At 66.5% G+C, this 16,468-nt stretch carries 14 protein-coding genes; 3 read left to right on the forward strand and 11 right to left on the reverse strand.

Annotated features, from left to right (window positions below; all coding sequences use genetic code 11):
- The first annotated feature begins 51 nt into the window (after positions 1-51).
- On the forward strand, positions 52-969 hold the full coding sequence (locus AC3WP6_RS12805; RefSeq protein WP_492628078.1) for an arginine deiminase-related protein: 918 nt from the start codon (positions 52-54) through the stop codon (positions 967-969).
- Between the two features lie 106 nt (positions 970-1,075).
- Here AC3WP6_RS12805 and aceE read toward each other — a convergent pair whose 3' ends face one another.
- The 6 genes from aceE to AC3WP6_RS12835 all read right to left on the reverse strand — a co-directional run bounded on the left by aceE (position 1,076) and on the right by AC3WP6_RS12835 (position 8,343).
- Entirely contained in the window at positions 1,076-3,790 is a 2,715-nt protein-coding gene (aceE, locus tag AC3WP6_RS12810) for a pyruvate dehydrogenase (acetyl-transferring), homodimeric type (protein WP_492628079.1), read from the reverse strand.
- A gap of 183 nt (positions 3,791-3,973) precedes the next feature.
- Positions 3,974-4,906 carry a nucleoside hydrolase gene (locus AC3WP6_RS12815; protein WP_492628080.1) on the reverse strand — a complete coding sequence of 311 codons (933 nt, stop codon included), beginning with the start codon at positions 4,904-4,906 and terminating at the stop codon, positions 3,974-3,976.
- A gap of 44 nt (positions 4,907-4,950) precedes the next feature.
- Entirely contained in the window at positions 4,951-5,856 is a 906-nt protein-coding gene (gene cyoE, locus AC3WP6_RS12820; RefSeq protein WP_492628081.1) for a heme o synthase, read from the reverse strand.
- Positions 5,853-7,019: a COX15/CtaA family protein gene (locus AC3WP6_RS12825; protein WP_492628082.1), complete on the reverse strand. Its 1,167-nt coding sequence runs from the start codon at positions 7,017-7,019 to the stop codon at positions 5,853-5,855. The genes cyoE and AC3WP6_RS12825 overlap by 4 nt, the downstream gene beginning before the upstream one ends.
- Complete coding sequence (locus AC3WP6_RS12830; RefSeq protein WP_492628083.1) at positions 7,016-7,582, reverse strand: redox-active disulfide-containing membrane protein; 567 nt, start codon at positions 7,580-7,582, stop codon at positions 7,016-7,018. The genes AC3WP6_RS12825 and AC3WP6_RS12830 overlap by 4 nt, the downstream gene beginning before the upstream one ends.
- Positions 7,579-8,343, reverse strand: coding sequence for an SURF1 family protein (locus AC3WP6_RS12835; RefSeq protein WP_492628084.1), 765 nt, complete (start codon positions 8,341-8,343; stop codon positions 7,579-7,581). Before AC3WP6_RS12835 ends, AC3WP6_RS12830 begins: the two co-directional genes overlap by 4 nt.
- A gap of 56 nt (positions 8,344-8,399) precedes the next feature.
- Here AC3WP6_RS12835 and AC3WP6_RS12840 point away from each other — a divergent pair, with 56 nt between their 5' ends.
- Entirely contained in the window at positions 8,400-8,615 is a 216-nt protein-coding gene (locus AC3WP6_RS12840) for a twin transmembrane helix small protein (protein ID WP_492628085.1), read from the forward strand.
- Between the two features lie 67 nt (positions 8,616-8,682).
- Here the strand turns inward: AC3WP6_RS12840 and AC3WP6_RS12845 are convergent, their stop codons facing one another.
- The 5 genes from AC3WP6_RS12845 to AC3WP6_RS12865 form a co-directional block, all read right to left on the reverse strand.
- The gene (locus AC3WP6_RS12845; protein WP_492628086.1) at positions 8,683-9,570 is read right to left on the reverse strand and encodes a cytochrome c oxidase subunit 3; all 888 of its coding nucleotides are present in this window, start codon (positions 9,568-9,570) and stop codon (positions 8,683-8,685) included.
- A 60-nt stretch (positions 9,571-9,630) separates the two neighbouring features.
- Positions 9,631-9,804, reverse strand: coding sequence for a hypothetical protein (locus AC3WP6_RS12850; protein WP_492628087.1), 174 nt, complete (start codon positions 9,802-9,804; stop codon positions 9,631-9,633).
- A 10-nt stretch (positions 9,805-9,814) separates the two neighbouring features.
- Positions 9,815-11,431: a cytochrome c oxidase subunit I gene (ctaD, locus tag AC3WP6_RS12855; protein ID WP_492628088.1), complete on the reverse strand. Its 1,617-nt coding sequence runs from the start codon at positions 11,429-11,431 to the stop codon at positions 9,815-9,817.
- Positions 11,432-11,504: 73 nt separating this feature from the next.
- Entirely contained in the window at positions 11,505-12,383 is an 879-nt protein-coding gene (gene coxB, locus AC3WP6_RS12860; protein ID WP_492628089.1) for a cytochrome c oxidase subunit II, read from the reverse strand.
- Between the two features lie 88 nt (positions 12,384-12,471).
- A complete protein-coding gene (locus AC3WP6_RS12865) occupies positions 12,472-12,969 on the reverse strand; it encodes a DUF2244 domain-containing protein (RefSeq protein ID WP_492628090.1) in 498 nt (165 codons plus the stop codon).
- A 195-nt stretch (positions 12,970-13,164) separates the two neighbouring features.
- On the opposite strand from AC3WP6_RS12865, the gene putA reads away from it, so the two are divergent.
- A complete protein-coding gene (gene putA, locus AC3WP6_RS12870; protein WP_492628091.1) occupies positions 13,165-16,353 on the forward strand; it encodes a bifunctional proline dehydrogenase/L-glutamate gamma-semialdehyde dehydrogenase PutA in 3,189 nt (1,062 codons plus the stop codon).
- Positions 16,354-16,468 lie beyond the last annotated feature (115 nt).

Consider the following 16,468-nt stretch of genomic DNA (forward strand, 5'->3'; position numbering starts at 1 on the left):
CGAACCAACCGCTCGTTACACTTGACGCCCCTCACGCCAACCAGCTCCGCCATGCTCGTCACCACGCCCGAAGCTTTTCTCGACGCCTTTGCCGCACTCGCGCCACTGCCCGCTGCGGCGGCCACCGCGCGCGCCGCATTTATGGTCGCCCCGGCGGGGTTTTCACTGGCCGCGGAATCGGCGCGCGACAACCGTTACATGGCAATGGATCAGGCCGTGGATCCGCTGCGCGCGCTGGCCCAGCACCAGGCGCTGGCGCAGGCGTTGCGCGCCGACCTGCCAGTGATCGTCTTTCCTGGCGATGCCGCCACGCCGGATGCGGTGTTCCCCAACAACGTGTTCGGTACCGCGCCCGGCAACTTGGTGGTGGGTCGCATGCACCACGCCGTGCGCCAGCGCGAAGCCGAACGCGCTGACATCCGCGCGTTCTTCGGCGAGCTGCTGGGCTACGACGAGGTCGACCTCTCCGGCTGCGGCGATCTCGTTGCCGAGCTGACCGGCTCGCTGGTGATCGACCGCGCGCGCGGCATCGGCTACTGCGGCCTGAGCGAACGCTGCGACCGCGCCGGCGCCGAGGCCATGCACCAGGCGTTCGGCCTGCGCCTCACCTTTTGCTTCGACCTGGCTGCAGGCGAATACCACACCAACGTGGTGTTCGCCCTGCTCGCGGGCCGCGCCGCGATCCTTGCCGCCGACGGCTTTGCCGATCCGGCCGTGCCGCAGGCGATTGCCGGCGCCTACGGGGGACGCGCGTTGTGGCTCACCACCGCACAGAAACAAGCCTATGCGGCGAACGCGATCACGCTTGCCGAGGATCGCGTGTGGCTGAGCGCCGGCGCCGCCGCGTCGCTCACCGAAGCGCAGCGCGATGCCCTGGCACAGTGGGGCTTTCGCCTGGGCAGCGTCGATCTGTCCGAGATCGAGAAGGCCGGCGGCAGCCTGCGCTGCTGCGTGGGCGAGATTTACTAGCGGGCTGGCCGCCTGGCGTTGCCCCTGAACCCGGTAGGCCCTTGCCGTCTCCGCAAAAGAAAACCCGCCAATGGCGGGTTTTCTTTATTGGCTTGCAGCCGCCGGGTCAAATCGTGATCGGATTGGGCTGTTCGGGGTCAAGCTGGTATTCCTTGAGCGCGCGGGCGACGTCCTTGGCGTTGACCTTGCCTTCCTTCGCCAGTGCGGCGAGGGCAGCATGCGCGATCCAGTGCGCGTCGACCTCGAAGAAGTCGCGCAGGTGCTCGCGGGTGTCGGAACGGCCGAAGCCGTCGGCACCGAGCACGGTGAACGAGCGGCCATCCGGCACGAACGCGCGCACCTGGTCGGCCACCGCGCGCACGTATTCGGACGCGGCGATCACCGGGCCGTCGTGGTCGGCGAGGCTGGCGGTCATGTACGCGATACGCGGCGCCTTAGCTTCCGGATGCAGGCGGTTCCAGCGTTCGCAGTCGAAGCCGTCGCGCGACAGCTCGCTGTAGCTCGGGCACGACCACACGTCGGCCTTGACGCCGAAATCGGCATCGAGCAGTTCCGCCGCCCGCAACGCCTCGCGCAGCGCGCCGCCGGCGGCCATGAGCTGCACCCGCGGCACGACCGCCTTGCCCTTGGCCTTGCCCTTCTCGCCACCGCCGTCGCGCACCAGGTACATGCCCTTGATGATGCCGTCGTAGCAGCCTTCGGGCATGTCCGGGTGGGTGTAGTTCTCGTTGGTGGTGGTGATGTAGTAGAAGACGTCGTGCTGCTCCTCGTACATTTCCTTCACGCCGTGCTGCAGCAGCACCGCCACCTCATAGGAATAGGTGGGGTCGTAGACGCGGCAGTTGGGAATGGTGCCGGCCACCAGCGGCGAGGTGCAATCGTTGTGCTGCAGGCCTTCGCCGGGGAAACTGCAGCCCGCGGTGGCACCCACCAGGAAGCCGCGCGTGCGCTGGTCACCGGCCGCCCAGATCAGGTCGCCGATGCGGCGGAAACCGAAGAACGAGTAGTAGATGAAGAACGGCAGCATCGGCTTGTTCGACACCGAATAGCTGGTGCCGGCCGCGATCCACGCCGATACGCCGCCGGCCTCGGAGATGCCTTCCTGCAGCACCTGGCCGTCTTTCGACTCGCGGTAGTACAGCAGCTCGTCGGCATCCTGCGGACGGTATTTCTGGCCGAACGGCGCGTAGATGCCGATCTGGCGGAACATGCCCTCCATGCCGAACGTGCGTGCCTCGTCGGAAACGATCGGCACCACGCGCGGGCCGATCTCCTTGTCGCGCAGCAAGAGATTCATGCCGCGCACCAGCGCCATGGTGTTGGAGATTTCGCGCTCGCCGGTGCCCTTGGTGATCTGCGCAAATGCGGTGAGCTCCGGCGCGTGGGTACGCTCGTCGGTGCGCCGGCGGCGCTGCGGCAGGAAGCCGCCCAGCTCGCGGCGGCGATCCAGCATGTACTGCACTTCCGGGGAATCCATGCCGGGGTGGTAGTACGGCACGTCGGCCAGCTTGTCGTCGGGAATCGGCACCTGGAAGCGGTCGCGGAACTGGCGCACCGCGTCGTTTTCCATCTTTTTCTGCTGGTGGGTCGGGTTCTGCGATTCGCCCGAACCGATGCCCATGCCGTAGCCCTTCACCGTCTTGGCAAGGATCACGGTCGGCATGCCCTGGGTGTGCACCGCCGCATGGTAGGCGGCATACACCTTGTGCGGATCGTGGCCACCGCGGTTCAAGCGCCACACGTCGTCATCGGAAAGGCTTGCCACCATCGCGCGCGTTTCCGGGTACTTGCCGAAGAAATGCTCGCGCGTGTAGGCGCCGCCGAAGGCCTTGCACGCCTGGTACTCGCCGTCGACGGTTTCCATCATCAGCTTGCGCAGGACGCCGTTCTTGTCGCGCGCCAGGAGCGGATCCCAGTAGCTGCCCCACACCACCTTGAGCGCGTTCCAGCCGGCGCCGCGGAATACGCCCTCGAGCTCCTGGATGATCTTGCCATTGCCGCGCACCGGGCCGTCGAGGCGCTGCAGGTTGCAGTTGACGACGAAGATGAGGTTGTCCAGTCCTTCGCGGCCGGCGAGCGAGATCGCGCCCAGCGACTCCGGCTCGTCCACCTCGCCGTCGCCCAGGAAACACCACACCTTGCGGTCGGTCTTGGGCATCAGTCCGCGGTGTTCGAGGTACTTGAAGAACTGCGCCTGGTAGATCGCCTGGATCGGACCCAGGCCCATCGACACCGTCGGCACCTGCCAGTAATCGGGCATCAGCCACGGGTGCGGGTAGGAGGTGAGCAAGTGGCCGTGCGAAACGGTATCCAGTCGGAAGCTGTCGAGCTGTTCGGCGCTGATGCGGCCCTCGAGGAACGAGCGCGCGTAGATACCGGGGCTGGAATGGCCCTGATGGAAAATCAGGTCGCCGGGGTGCTCGGCGCTCGGCGCGCGCCAGAAGTGGTTGAAGCCGACGTCGTACAACGTGGCGCTCGACGCGAAGCTGGCGATATGGCCGCCGAGCTTGCCCGGCTTGCGATTGGTGCGCACCACCATCGCCATCGCGTTCCAGCGGATGATCGAGCGGATGCGCCACTCCATCGCGGCGTCGCCGGGGCTCTTGGCCTCGTTCGCCGGCGCGATCGAGTTGACGTACGCGGTGGTCGGATCGAACGGCAAATGACCGCCGGCGCGGCGCGTGGTATCCACCATCTGTTCGAGCAGATAGTGCGCGCGCTCGGTGCCGTCGTGGTTGATGACGGCACTCAGTGATTCGACCCATTCCTTGGTTTCGGTGGGGTCGAGATCCTGGTCAAGGATGTCGTCGAGCTGATCCATGGGAAAGTCTCCACGGCGCCATGCGGCGCTGATGCTTGCGGAAGGCCAACCGTCGGGGAAACGGTCAGCAAACCCCAAGTCTAGCGGCCGCTGCGTACGCCTGCCAATTCGACCCAGGTCGAGCGCCAACCATGCGCCCGCGCATGCTTGCCCGGCGAATACGCCGCACGCGGAAAACAGGGTTCAGTGCGCGCCGAGCGCGCCGCGCACGAGCGCCACAAACCGCGCCTGATCGATCTCCAGCACGATGCGCGCCTGCGCCGCGCAGCCCGATCGCCCGTTCCAGTCGACCACCGTCATGCCGCGGGTCAAACGGCCGTCCAATTCGATGGCGACCGCGCGCGTTTCCGCCCGGGTGACGATGGTCGGATCGATCGCCACCGCCATCGCCAGCGCATCGGCCGCCACCACGCCGCTGCGGTCATGCCTGGCGTTGTACGCGCGCGCCGTGCCAAACACCTTGGCAAAGAACCGCGCACGCGCGTCGCCGGCAGCCAGCCACGCATCGAACTCGGCGTCCACAAAACCATGCCGCAGCGTGAGTTCCCAATCGACGAGGTCGAATGCGGGGAACGCCTCGAACACGACGTGTGCGGCTTCCGGGTCGAAACCGATGTTGAACTCCGCAGGCAAACTGCGGGTATTGCCGTGGCCGGTGACCGCCCCGCCCATCACCACCAGCCGCCGCACGCGCTGCGGCAATGTCGGATCGAGCCGCAACGCCAGCGCGATGTTGGTCAGCGGCGCCAGCGCCACCAGCGTCAGTTCGCCGGGACGCTCGCGGGTCAGGCGCAGCAGCGCGAGCGCAGCGGCCTCGGCTTCGGCGCTGGCGGCAGGCTCCGGAAAACCCACGTCGCCCAGCCCATCCGCACCATGCACCTGCGCGGCGTCCTCGTCCGGCGCGCGCACCAGCGGCGTCGCACAGCCGGCGTGGATGGGAAAGCGGCCATGGACGAGGTCCTTCAGCACCCGGGCGTTGCGCACGGTGTGGCCGAGGCCGACATTCCCGGCAGCGATGCTCAGCGCCACGATGTCGGCATGCGCGTGCGCCATCAGGATGGCCAGCGCATCGTCCACGCCGGGGTCGGTATCGATCAGGAGCCGCGCGCGGGTCATGCATCGATTCTCGCAGAAACCCGCGGCCGCAAACCTGCGCGCGATCAGCCCGCCGCAGTGAACACGGTGCCCGCCGGGCCGAAGGGTTGCACCAGCCAGTGATCGGCCAGCAGAAAAGCGAACAGCGCAAACAGATAGATGATCGAGTACTTGAACATGCGCATCGCGAAATACGCATCCGGCGGGCGGATCAGCCGGATCGCGTAGTACAGGAACCCGGCACCGAGGGCCAACGCGCCACCAAGGTAGATCCAGCCGTTCATGCCGGTCAGTGCCGGCAGCAGGCTCACCAGCACCAGCAGCACCGTGTAGAACAGCACCTGCCAGCTCGTGTACTTGACCCCATGGGTCACCGGCAGCATCGGGATGCCGGCACGCGCGTAGTCGTCGCGGCGGAAGATCGCCAGCGCCCAGAAGTGCGGCGGCGTCCACACGAAAATGATCAGGCACAACTGCAGCGCATACGGATGCAGCGAGCCGGTGACCGCGGTCCAGCCGATCACCGGCGGGATCGCGCCGGCCAGCCCGCCGATCACGATGTTCTGCGGCGAGGCGCGCTTGAGCACGGCGGTGTAGATCACCGCATAGCCGATCAGGCCGACGAAGGTCAGCACCGCGGTCAGCACGTTCACCCACAGCGCCAGCACGATCATCGACACGATGCCGAGCGTGAGCGCGAAGGCGAACGCCTGCCGCGGCTTGAGTTGCCCGGCGGGCAGCGGCCGGTGCGCGGTGCGCACCATCACCTTGTCGATGCGTTGGTCAATCAGCTGGTTGAACGCGGCGGCGGATGACGACGCCAGCCAGATGCCAAGCGTGCCGAAAATCAGTGCCTGCCAGCGCGGCAGGCCCGGCACCGCGAGAAACATGCCGATCACCGCGCAGAAGACCAGCAGCACCACGATGCGCGGCTTGGTCAGCTGAAAGTATTCGCCCATCACCCCGGTCATGCGCCATCCCCCTCAACCAACGGCTTGCGCTGTGTGCGCGCCAGCGCTCCCACCAAGCTCAACAGTAACAGGGCCGCCATGCCGTTGTGCGCGGTGGCCACCGGCAGCGGCAAGCCGAAGTGCACATTGCTGATGCCGAGCAGTACCTGGCAGACGAGCGCCGCGACGATGGCGCCCGCGCACACCCGAAGCCCCCGCCGTGCCAGCCGCCAGCCGAGCCACAGCAGGTACGCCGTCACCACCAGCGCGCCAAGGCGATGCACCATCTGGATCGCCGTGCGCGCGGCGCCGTCGAGCACGCCGCCTTCGTAGTCCACCCCGATGCCGCGCCACAGGATGAAGCCCTGGTGGTAATCCGCAGCGGGCCACCACTGGCCGAGGCAATGCGGAAACGCGGCGTCGCCAAACCCGCAGGCGAGCGCGGCATAGTTCGACGAGGTCCAGCCACCGAGCGCGATCTGGCAGGCGAGCAGCACGATGCCGAGTGCCACCCAGCGGCGCAGGCCGCGCAGCGCGTCGTTGTTCGCGGCGATGCCGGCAAAGCGCAGTGCGGCGTAACCCAGCAGCGCCAGCGTGGTCATGCCGCCCAGGAGATGCCCGGTGACGACGATGGGCTTCAACAGCAGGGTTACCGTCCACATGCCAAGCATGGCCTGGAACACGATGACGCCAAGCGCAACCAGGCACACCTTGGCTGCCGTCGGCGCCCGCAACAATCCGGCCGCCACCAGCGGCAACACGATAGCGGCCGCGGCGAGCACGGACGACGGCACATGCTCGCCGCGCATGTACAGCGTCACCCCGATCGCCGCAAACAGCGCACTGCCGCCGACCAGCCACCAGAGGCGCCGCTGGCGCCACGCAGCCATCACCGCCATCGCCAACACCAGCATGCCCAGCGTGCCAGCCAGCATGCGGTGCACCTGCTCGCGCCACGCCTTGTGCGCCACGTACGGGCGGTTCGGAAATGCCGCATCCGCCTGCGCCACCGCCTGCGCGTGCTGCGGCCAGGTGGCCTCGCCATAGCAGGTGGGCCAGTCCGGGCACGACAGGCCGGCATCCGACAGCCGCACGAAGGCGCCGAACATTACCAACCCGAGGGCGAACACGGCCGCCAGCAGGCTCAGCCAGCGCAGGCCGCGCGACACGCCGGCGCGGCTCACCGGATCACCTTGCGCAGGTCGCGCAGCACGCCAGCCGGATCAAACCCTGCCGGGTAACTGGCCAGCGCGGTGCCGTCCGATTCGACCAGCACCGCGCCGAGGCTGTCGGGCTCACTCGGACGCCACGCGTCGAGTTTGCCGTCGGTATCGGCACCGATCCGCCAGAAGTTCGCCATGCCCTTGGCGTCCGCGCCGGTCGGCGGCGCGCCGACATACAGCAGCCGCAGTCGCGACTGGTTCTGGTTGAGCATCACCCGCGCCTTGGCCAGCGCGGTCAGCGCGGCGTAACAGTGGCTTGCACAATCGGGCCCGGGCAACGCAATCAGCGTCAACCGCGGCTTGACGTCGCGCCATGCCCAGACGCCGCCATCGGCCATCCGGATCGACAGCTGTTCCTGTGCAAAGTTGCGCTGCGGCAGGATCGGCAAGCCGTTGCCTTTGGCCGTCGGCTGCCAACCGGCCAGCGTCAGCGCCAGCGCCACCAGAAACGGCACGAGAAACACCGCGCCAACCAAAAGCAGTTTCACCCGGCCCTTGCGCAGGGCGGCGGCGGTATCGGTCATGGGCCATCCACATGGTCGGTGGGAGGTTGGCGCCGCTTGCGGCGCTTGTCGCGGTTCACCACGAGCAAAATGACGATCACCGCGACGGCAAACGAGAACCACTGGAACGCGTACGCACGATGGCGCGCCGGCGGCATGTCGCCGAAATCCAGCGTGTGCACGCGCACATAGATCGACGCCGGGTCGGCATCCAGGCTCAGCATGCGTGGATAGAGCGTAGCGCCAAGGTCGGCAGCCACTTGCGTCGGGTCGAGGTAGATCGACTTTTTCGGCCACGTGGTCTGCCGCGCCAGCGCATTGCCGCCCATTTCGAACCCGCGCGGCGGTGGCGGCAGGTACAGCCCGTGCAAATGCTGCACGCCGGTCGGCAACACAGGCAATTGCGGCGTTTTATCGGTGCCGTTGCCGGGCAGGAAACCCAGGTCGACCAAGAGCAGTCGCGAGCTGCCGGTCAACTGCAGCGGCACGAACACCTCGACCCCGCCAAGATCGTCGTGCTTGGGGTTGTCGAGCAGGTAGACGCGATCGGCAACATACTGCCCGCGCACATCGATGCGCGGAAACGCATCGGCCGGCGGGTTGAGCGCCACGCTGGCAAAGCTTTGCGGCGCCGCGGTGGCGGCGGCGGCGTACCGCTGCAGCAGATCCACCTTGAAATCCGCGCGGTGCAACTGCCAGACGCCAAGCCGCACGAACAGGGCAGATGCCGCCAGCGTCAGCACGATGGCCCACCATGGTGGTCGGCGCAGCCCGCCTAGCACGGTGTGCCGCCGCGCGTGGTTATACTCGACGCCATTCCATCGCGCGGATCGCTCACATGGGCTCCATCTTCAAGATCATCGTGGTGGTGTTGCTGCTGGTGGTCATCTTCAGCCTCGCCCAGGCGCTGTACTACATGATGACCGACAAAGGCAGCGACGGGCGCATGGTGTGGGCCCTCACGCGCCGCGTCGTGCTCTCGCTGGTGGTGATCGGCATCGTCATTTTCGGCATCTGGATGGGTTGGCTGCATCCGCACGACGTCGGTCAATGACCACCGCCCGCCGCACCACGAAAAAACCGCCTTCCGGCGGTTTTTTCGTGCCTTGCCGGCACCTGCCTCAAAGCACGTAGACGAACAGGAACAGGCACAGCCACACCACGTCGACGAAGTGCCAGTACCAGGCCACCGCCTCGAAACCGAAATGATGCTCGGGGCTGAAGTGCCCCTTGAGCACGCGCAGCCAGATCACTGCCAGCATGATCGTGCCGATCGTCACGTGGAACCCGTGGAAGCCGGTCAGCATGTAGAACAGCGAGCCGTACACGCCGGTCTGGAACGTGAGGTTCAGTTCGCGATACGCCTCGGCGTACTCGTGCGCCTGGAAGGTCACGAAGGTCGCGCCCAGCAGCACCGTCAGCCCCAGGAACACCAGCACCCGCCCGCGATGCCCGCCGCGCAGCGCGTGGTGCGCAATCGTCACGGTAACGCTGGAGGTGAGCAGGATCAGCGTGTTGAGCAGCGGCAGCCCCCACGGCACCACGGTGCTGAACGCGCCACCGAGCGCCAGCGGCCCGTTGCCGCCATCCGCGCCCCAGGTGCCCGCATACGCGTCGTACAGAAACTGGTGGGTCAGCACGCCATGGCCGCTACCGGCCAGCCACGGCAGCGAGAACATGCGCACGTAAAACAGCGAGCCGAAGAACGCGCCGAAGAAAAACACCTCGGAGAAGATGAACCACATCATCCCCATGCGGAACGAGGTATCCACCTGATCGTTGTAGCGGCCGGCCAGCGACTCGCGGATCACCGAGCCGAACCAGCCGAAAAACATGCCGAGGATGCCAAGCGCGCCGATGGTGATGACGGTCTTGCCGAAACCCGCCTCGCCCGGCTCGGCGTTGAGCCAATGCGCAGCACCAAAAACGGTAAGGAACAACACCACCGCGGCCACGATCGGCCAATGGCTGCGGTTCGGTACGAAATAGATGTCTTGCTGTTGAACCATGATGAGACCCCGTGGAGTTCCCTGGTGACCGCCGGCACGGCACGCCGTGCTCCTGCGCCGCTATTTCATCAAAAGAATCTGCAAAAACGACAGCAGATAAAAAATGCCGATCACCACTGCCAGCACCGTCACCGTGCGCCGCACGCCGCGCCGCTGTGCGCGGCCCATCGGCGTGCGCGCGACGGCGGCGGTGCCGTCGCGCACCTGACGGCGCGGCGGCTCGACCTCGCCCACCGCGGCGGCCTCAATCATCCGCGCCACTGTGTGCCAACTCCTCGTCGCGCACCACCGGCGGCACCTCGAAGGTGTGGTAGGGCGCCGGCGACGGCACCGTCCACTCCAGCCCCTTCGCGCCCTCCCAGGCACGGTTGGCAGCCTTCTGCTTGGAGAAGAACACGCAGTGGATGATGACGCCGAGGAAAATCAGCTGCGAGGCGCCGAACAGGAAGCCGCCAATCGAACTGACCATGTTGAAGCCGGCGAACGCCACGTTGTAATCGGGAATGCGTCGCGGCATGCCGGCCAGGCCGAGGAAATGCTGCGGGAAGAACAGCACGTTCACGAACACCAGGCTGCACCAGAAATGCACCTTGCCCCAGAACTCGCTGTACATGTGCCCGCTCCACTTGGGCATCCAGTAGTACGCGGCCCCCATGATCGCGAACGCGGCGCCGGTCACCAGCACGTAGTGGAAATGCGCCACCACGAAATAGGTGTCGTGATACTGGAAATCGGCCGGCACCAGCGCCAGCATCAGGCCGGAAAAGCCGCCGATCGAAAACAGCACCACGAACGCGATCGCAAACAGCATCGGTGTCTCGAACGTGAGCGACCCGCCCCACATGGTGGCCACCCAGTTGAACACCTTGATGCCGGTCGGCACCGCGATGAGCATGGTGGCGTACATGAAGAAGATGTCCGCGCCCACCGGCATGCCCACCGCGAACATGTGGTGCGCCCAGACCAGGAACGACAGGAACGCGATGCAGGCGATCGCCAGCACCATCGCCTTGTAGCCGAAGATCGGCTTGCGCGCGAAAGTCGGGATGATCTCCGAGATGATCCCGAATGCCGGCAGGATCATGATGTAGACCTCGGGGTGACCGAAGAACCAGAACACGTGTTGGTACAGCACCGGGTCGCCGCCGCCGCCCGGGTTGAAGAAGCTGGTGCCGAAATACTTGTCGGTCAGCAACATGGTCACCGCGCCGGCGAGCACCGGGATCACCGCGATCAGCAGGAACGCCGTGATCAGCCAGCTCCACACGAACACCGGCATCTTGACCAGGTCCATCCCGGGCGCACGCATATTTAGGATGGTGGCGATGATGTTGATCGCACCCATCACCGAGCTGATGCCCATGAGGTGGATGGCAAACACCGCGTAGGCCAGCGACCCGCTTTGCAGCGACAGCGGCGGATACATCGTCCAGCCGCCGGCCGGGCCCCCGCCTGGCAGGAGCAGGGTCGAGTACAGCAGGATGAACGCGAACGGCAGAATCCAGAACGACAGGTTGTTCATGCGCGGCAACGCCATGTCCGGCGCGCCGATCATGAGCGGGATCATCCAGTTGCCCAGCCCCACGAACGCCGGCATGATCGCGCCGAAGATCATGGTGAGCCCGTGCATCGTGGTCAGCTCGTTGAACGTATACGGCTGCACCAGCTCCAGCCCGGGCTTGAACAGCTCGGCGCGGATCAGCATGGCAAAGCTGCCGCCGACGAAAAACATCGTCAGCGAGAAGATCAGGTACAGCGTGCCGATGTCCTTGTGGTTGGTGGACATCAGCCAGCGCTGGACGAAACTCTTCGGCGCGCCGTGATGCTCTTCATGTAGGTCTTGCGTGGTTGCGGTGGCCATGGCCTTGCACCTCTGACTCAAATCTTGTCGATGGCGCAGCCGTGGCGGCTGCGATCAGAAAACGGGAAGGCGCTCACTGGCGCGCCACGGCGAGTGCCGTCGGCGGCGCCGCCGGCGCCGCGGCCGTGGCCGGCGCGGCCTTTTCCTGCGTCGCCAGCCACGTCTGGAATTCGGCCGGCGATACCGCCTTGACCACGATCGGCATGAAGCCGTGATCCTGGCCGCACAGCTCGGCGCACTGCCCGCGATACACGCCCGGCTTCACGATGTTGGCCCAGGCCGAATTGACGATGCCGGGAATGGCATCCATCTTCCAGCCGAAATCAGGCACCCACCACGAGTGGATCACGTCACCCGCAGTGATGACGAAGCGGATCTTGGTGTTGGTCGGCAACACCAGTTGCCGGTCGACGTTGAGCAGATAGGTGTGCTCGCCATCAACTTGCACCGCGTAGGGATCCATGCCGGAATGCAGCTGCCGCGTCTTGTCCGACTGCGCATCCAGCTTGGACACGAAACCGACGTTCTGGATCGCCTTGCCCTGGTAATCGACGTAGTCGTAGCGCCACTTCCACTGGTAGCCGGTGACCTTGACCGTCATCTGCGAGCCGGTGGTGTCGGCAAACGTGACCAGCCCACCGGTGGACATCCACGCCAGCGTGGCAAGGATGATGACCGGGATCGTCGTCCATATCACTTCGACCGTGGTGTTGTGCGCCCACTTCTCGGCCACCGCGCCGCGCGATTTGCGGAAGCGGAACATCGCGATGAACATGGCGCCGAACACCAGCACGCCGATCACCGTGCACACCCACAAACCGACCTGGTTGAGGAAATACGCCTCGCCCGACCAAGTGGTGACACCCTGCGGCATGTTGAGTTGCCACGGGCGCGGGTCGGCCTGCGCTGCGCCGGCGCCAAGCGCCAGCAGCACCCCGCCCGCGGCGACCATCGCGCGTCTCACCCGCGCCGTCACCGCGCGACCGCGGCCTCGCGCAGTGCTGCCCGTTCCGATCCTGCCAGATGCCATGCTTACGCCCCTAGTTGATCCAACCGTGCGGCTGGTCGTGGTTGCCGCCCAGCAATATCTTGAGTTTTCGCCACAACGCGACGCGTTCGGGTTCGGCGAGGAACGTGCCGATTTCCAACTCGCGGCCGTGCGACGCCAACAACAAACGTCGATGCCCGTTTTCCCCATCCTCCAGCCGTGCCCGTACCCAGTACGGCTGGAAACTCACTTGCCGATGCCCCGGCAACCAGCTCACCTCGAGCGCCGCGGCGCCCAGGGTGATCCGTTCGCTGCAATCCCCCGCACGCCACGCCACCGCCAGCGCAACCGCCATGGCACCGGCCTCGAGCGCGGCAAACAGCGGCGCAAACACGTTGCCCTGCCAGCCGCCCCATACGCCGGTTGCCAGCGCCAGCACCGCCAGCGCCACGATCAGCCTGCGCATGCCGCGCCGACTGAGCGCGCGATTGGGTTTGAGCCAAATCGTGACGCCGGATGAATCGGCCACTGCAGGGCGAAGCACGATCATGGAAGTACCGCGTGCCAAGAGCGGGTCGATCATAGGTCGTGAAAATGCAATGGGCAAGATTGTCGCAGGGGCTTGAGGCAAATCATGCCAACCCGCCCGCGAGTCTCGGCATCGGGTTACCAGTGACCGTCACTGGTACGGCACGCAGCGTAGAATCGCCGGTTTCGGTTCACTCTCACTCATCAAGTTCCCAACGTGACTTCGCCCATTCTCAGCCCCGAACTCCCCACCGGCGCCGAGCCGGCCCGCGCGCGGATTACCGCCGCGTGGCTGCGCGACGAGACCGAAGCGGTCAACGACCTTTTGACCCAGGCCAGCTTTCCGCCCACCGAGCGCGAGGCGGTGATCGACCTTGCCGCCGGCCTCGTCACCCGGGTGCGCGCCCGGGTGAAAGACCAGAGCGCGGTCGAATCCTTCATGCGCCAGTACGATCTTTCCAGCGAGGAAGGCGTGCTCTTGATGTGCGTGGCCGAGGCGCTGCTGCGCATCCCCGACAAGGCCACTGCCGACAAGCTGATCCGCGACAAGCTGGGCGATGCCGATTGGAAAAAGCACCTCGGCCAGAGCGAGTCGCTGTTCGTCAACGCCAGCACCTGGGGACTGATGCTCACCGGTCATCTGGTGCAGTTGGCCGAGGAAACCCGGCGTGACTTCACCGGCGCCCTGAAGCGCCTGGCCGGCCGCGCCGGTGAGCCGGCGGTCCGCCTCGCGGTGCGCCAGGCGATGCGCATCATGGGCCATCAGTTCGTGATGGGCCAGACCATCGACGAGGCGCTCGACCGCTGCGCGAAGAAGGAATACGCGGTGTACCGCTATTCCTACGACATGCTTGGCGAGGCGGCACTCACCGCGGAAACCGCCGAGCGCTACCAGCAGGATTACCGCAACGCGATCGGGCGCATCGGCGCGCGCGGGCCGTTCGCCAGCCACGAGGTGGCGCCGTCGATCTCGGTCAAGCTCTCGGCGCTGCACCCGCGCTACGAAGTCGCCCGCCGCGAGGAGGCGCGCGCCGCGCTCACCGCCAAGCTGCTGGAACTCTCACAGCTCGCGATGAAGGCCGGCATCGCGCTGTCGGTGGATGCCGAGGAGGCCGACCGGCTCGAGCTCTCGCTGGATATCATCGGCGCGGTGTTCGCCCACCCCTCGCTCGAGGGTTGGAATGGCTTGGGCATCGTGGTGCAGGCGTACTCCAAGCGCACCCCGTTCGTGATCGACTGGGTCACCGAGATGGCACGCACCACCGGCCGCCGCTGGTATGTGCGCCTGGTCAAGGGCGCGTACTGGGATGCCGAGATCAAGAAGGCGCAGGAGCAGGGCCTGCCCGGCTACCCGCTGTACACGCGCAAGCCGAACACCGACGTCTCCTACCTCGCCTGTGCGCACAAGCTGTTCGACGCCGGCACCGCGCTCATCTACCCGCAGTTCGCGACGCACAACGCGCACTCCATCGCCGCCATCCACCACATCGCGCGCGGCCGCACCTTCGAGTTCCAGCGCCTGCACGGCATGGGCACCGACCTGTACGCCGAGGTGATCGGCAAGGACAAGCTCGACGTGCCGTGCCGCGTGTACGCACCGGTCGGCACGCACGAGGACCTGTTGCCGTACCTGGTGCGCCGCCTGCTCGAAAACGGTGCCAACACCAGCTTCGTCAACCGCGTGGTGGATGAAACCCTGCCGGTGCGCGAGCTGGTGGCCGACCCGTGCGAGAAAGTGCGCGGCTACGCTTCCATCCCGCACCCGCGCATCCCGCTGCCAGTGAACCTCTACGGCGACAACGCGGCGCAGGCACAGCATTCCAATTGGGTCACCCGGAAGAATTCCATGGGCATCAACTTCTCCAACGACAACGAACTCAAGGCCCTGGCCGACACAGTGAATGCGAACGCCGGCCCGTGGCACGCCGAGCCCCTGGTACCGGGCGCGCAAGGCCACGGCGCGACGGTGACGGTGACCAACCCGGCCGACCGTCGGCAGACCGTAGGCAGCTACGTCGCGGCCGACGCCGCACTGGTGGACCAGGCGCTGGCCAACGCCGTCGCCGCGCAGGGCGACTGGGATCGCCTGCCGGCCGCCAGCCGCGCCGCCATCCTCGAACACGCGGCCGATCTCCTGGAATCCCGCCGCGCCGAGTTCATCGCGCTGTGCGTGCGCGAGGCCGGCAAGGGGTTGGGCGATTCGATTGCCGAGATCCGCGAGGCCGCCGATTTCCTGCGCTACTACGCCGCCATGGCGCGCCGCCTGTTCGGCCAACCGGAACAACTGCCCGGCCCCACCGGCGAAGCCAACCAGCTGTACTTGAACGGCCGCGGCGTGTTCGTCTGCATCAGCCCGTGGAACTTCCCGCTGTCGATCTTCCTCGGCCAGGTTTCCGCTGCGCTGGCCGCCGGCAACAGCGTGATCGCCAAGCCGGCCGAACAGACCAGCCTGATCGGTTTTGCCGCGGTCAAACTGCTGCACGAGGCCGGCATCCCCGAAGCCGTGCTGCAATACCTGCCGGGCGACGGCGCGGTGGTCGGCGCCGCGCTCACCAAAGATCCGCGCGTGGCCGGCGTCGCCTTCACCGGTTCGACCGACACCGCATGGGCGATCAACCGCACCCTGGCCGCGCGCAATGCGCCGATCGCCGCGCTGATCGCCGAGACTGGCGGCCAGAACGCGATGATCGCCGACTCGTCCGCGTTGCCCGAACAGATCGTCAAGGATGTCGTCGCCGCCGCGTTCCAGTCGGCTGGCCAGCGCTGCTCGGCCGCGCGCGTGCTGTTCGTGCAGGACGACATCGCCGACAAGGTGATCGACATGCTTGCCGGCGCGATGGCCGAGCTGAAAGTGGGCGACCCTGGCCAGCTCTCCACCGACGTCGGCCCGGTGATCGACGAAGACGCCAAGCAGCTTCTCGTCGACCATGCTGCCCGAATGGACCGGGAGGCGAAAAAGATCACCGAGGCGAAACTCGACGCCGACGTTGCCGCCCACGGCACCTTCTTTGCCCCGCGCGCCTACGAGATCAAAGACCTCGCCACCCTCAAGCGCGAAGTGTTCGGCCCGATCCTGCACGTGATCCGCTGGAACGGCACCGAGCTGCCCAAGGTGGTGGAAGAGATCAACGCCACTGGCTATGGCCTGACGCTCGGCATCCACAGCCGCATCAACGACACCGTGGAGTACATCCGCAGCCACGCCCGCGTCGGCAACTGCTACGTCAACCGCAACCAGATCGGCGCGGTGGTCGGCGTGCAGCCCTTCGGCGGCGAAAGCCTCTCCGGCACCGGTCCCAAGGCCGGCGGCCCGCACTATTTGCTGCGCTTCGCCGGCGAGCGCACATTCACCGTCAACACCACCGCGGCGGGCGGCAATGCGTCGTTGCTGACCATCGGGGAGTAAGGGCCGGGATTCGGGATTGGAGATTCGGGATTTGTAATGGCAAGAGCCCGCGGCCCGCGCGCGCGGGTTGGCGACGACATCACAGGGGAGCTTCGGCTCCCCTGTGGCGTTTCCG

It is taken from the genome of Rhodanobacter sp. FW106-HT46G03 (assembly GCF_058789895.1).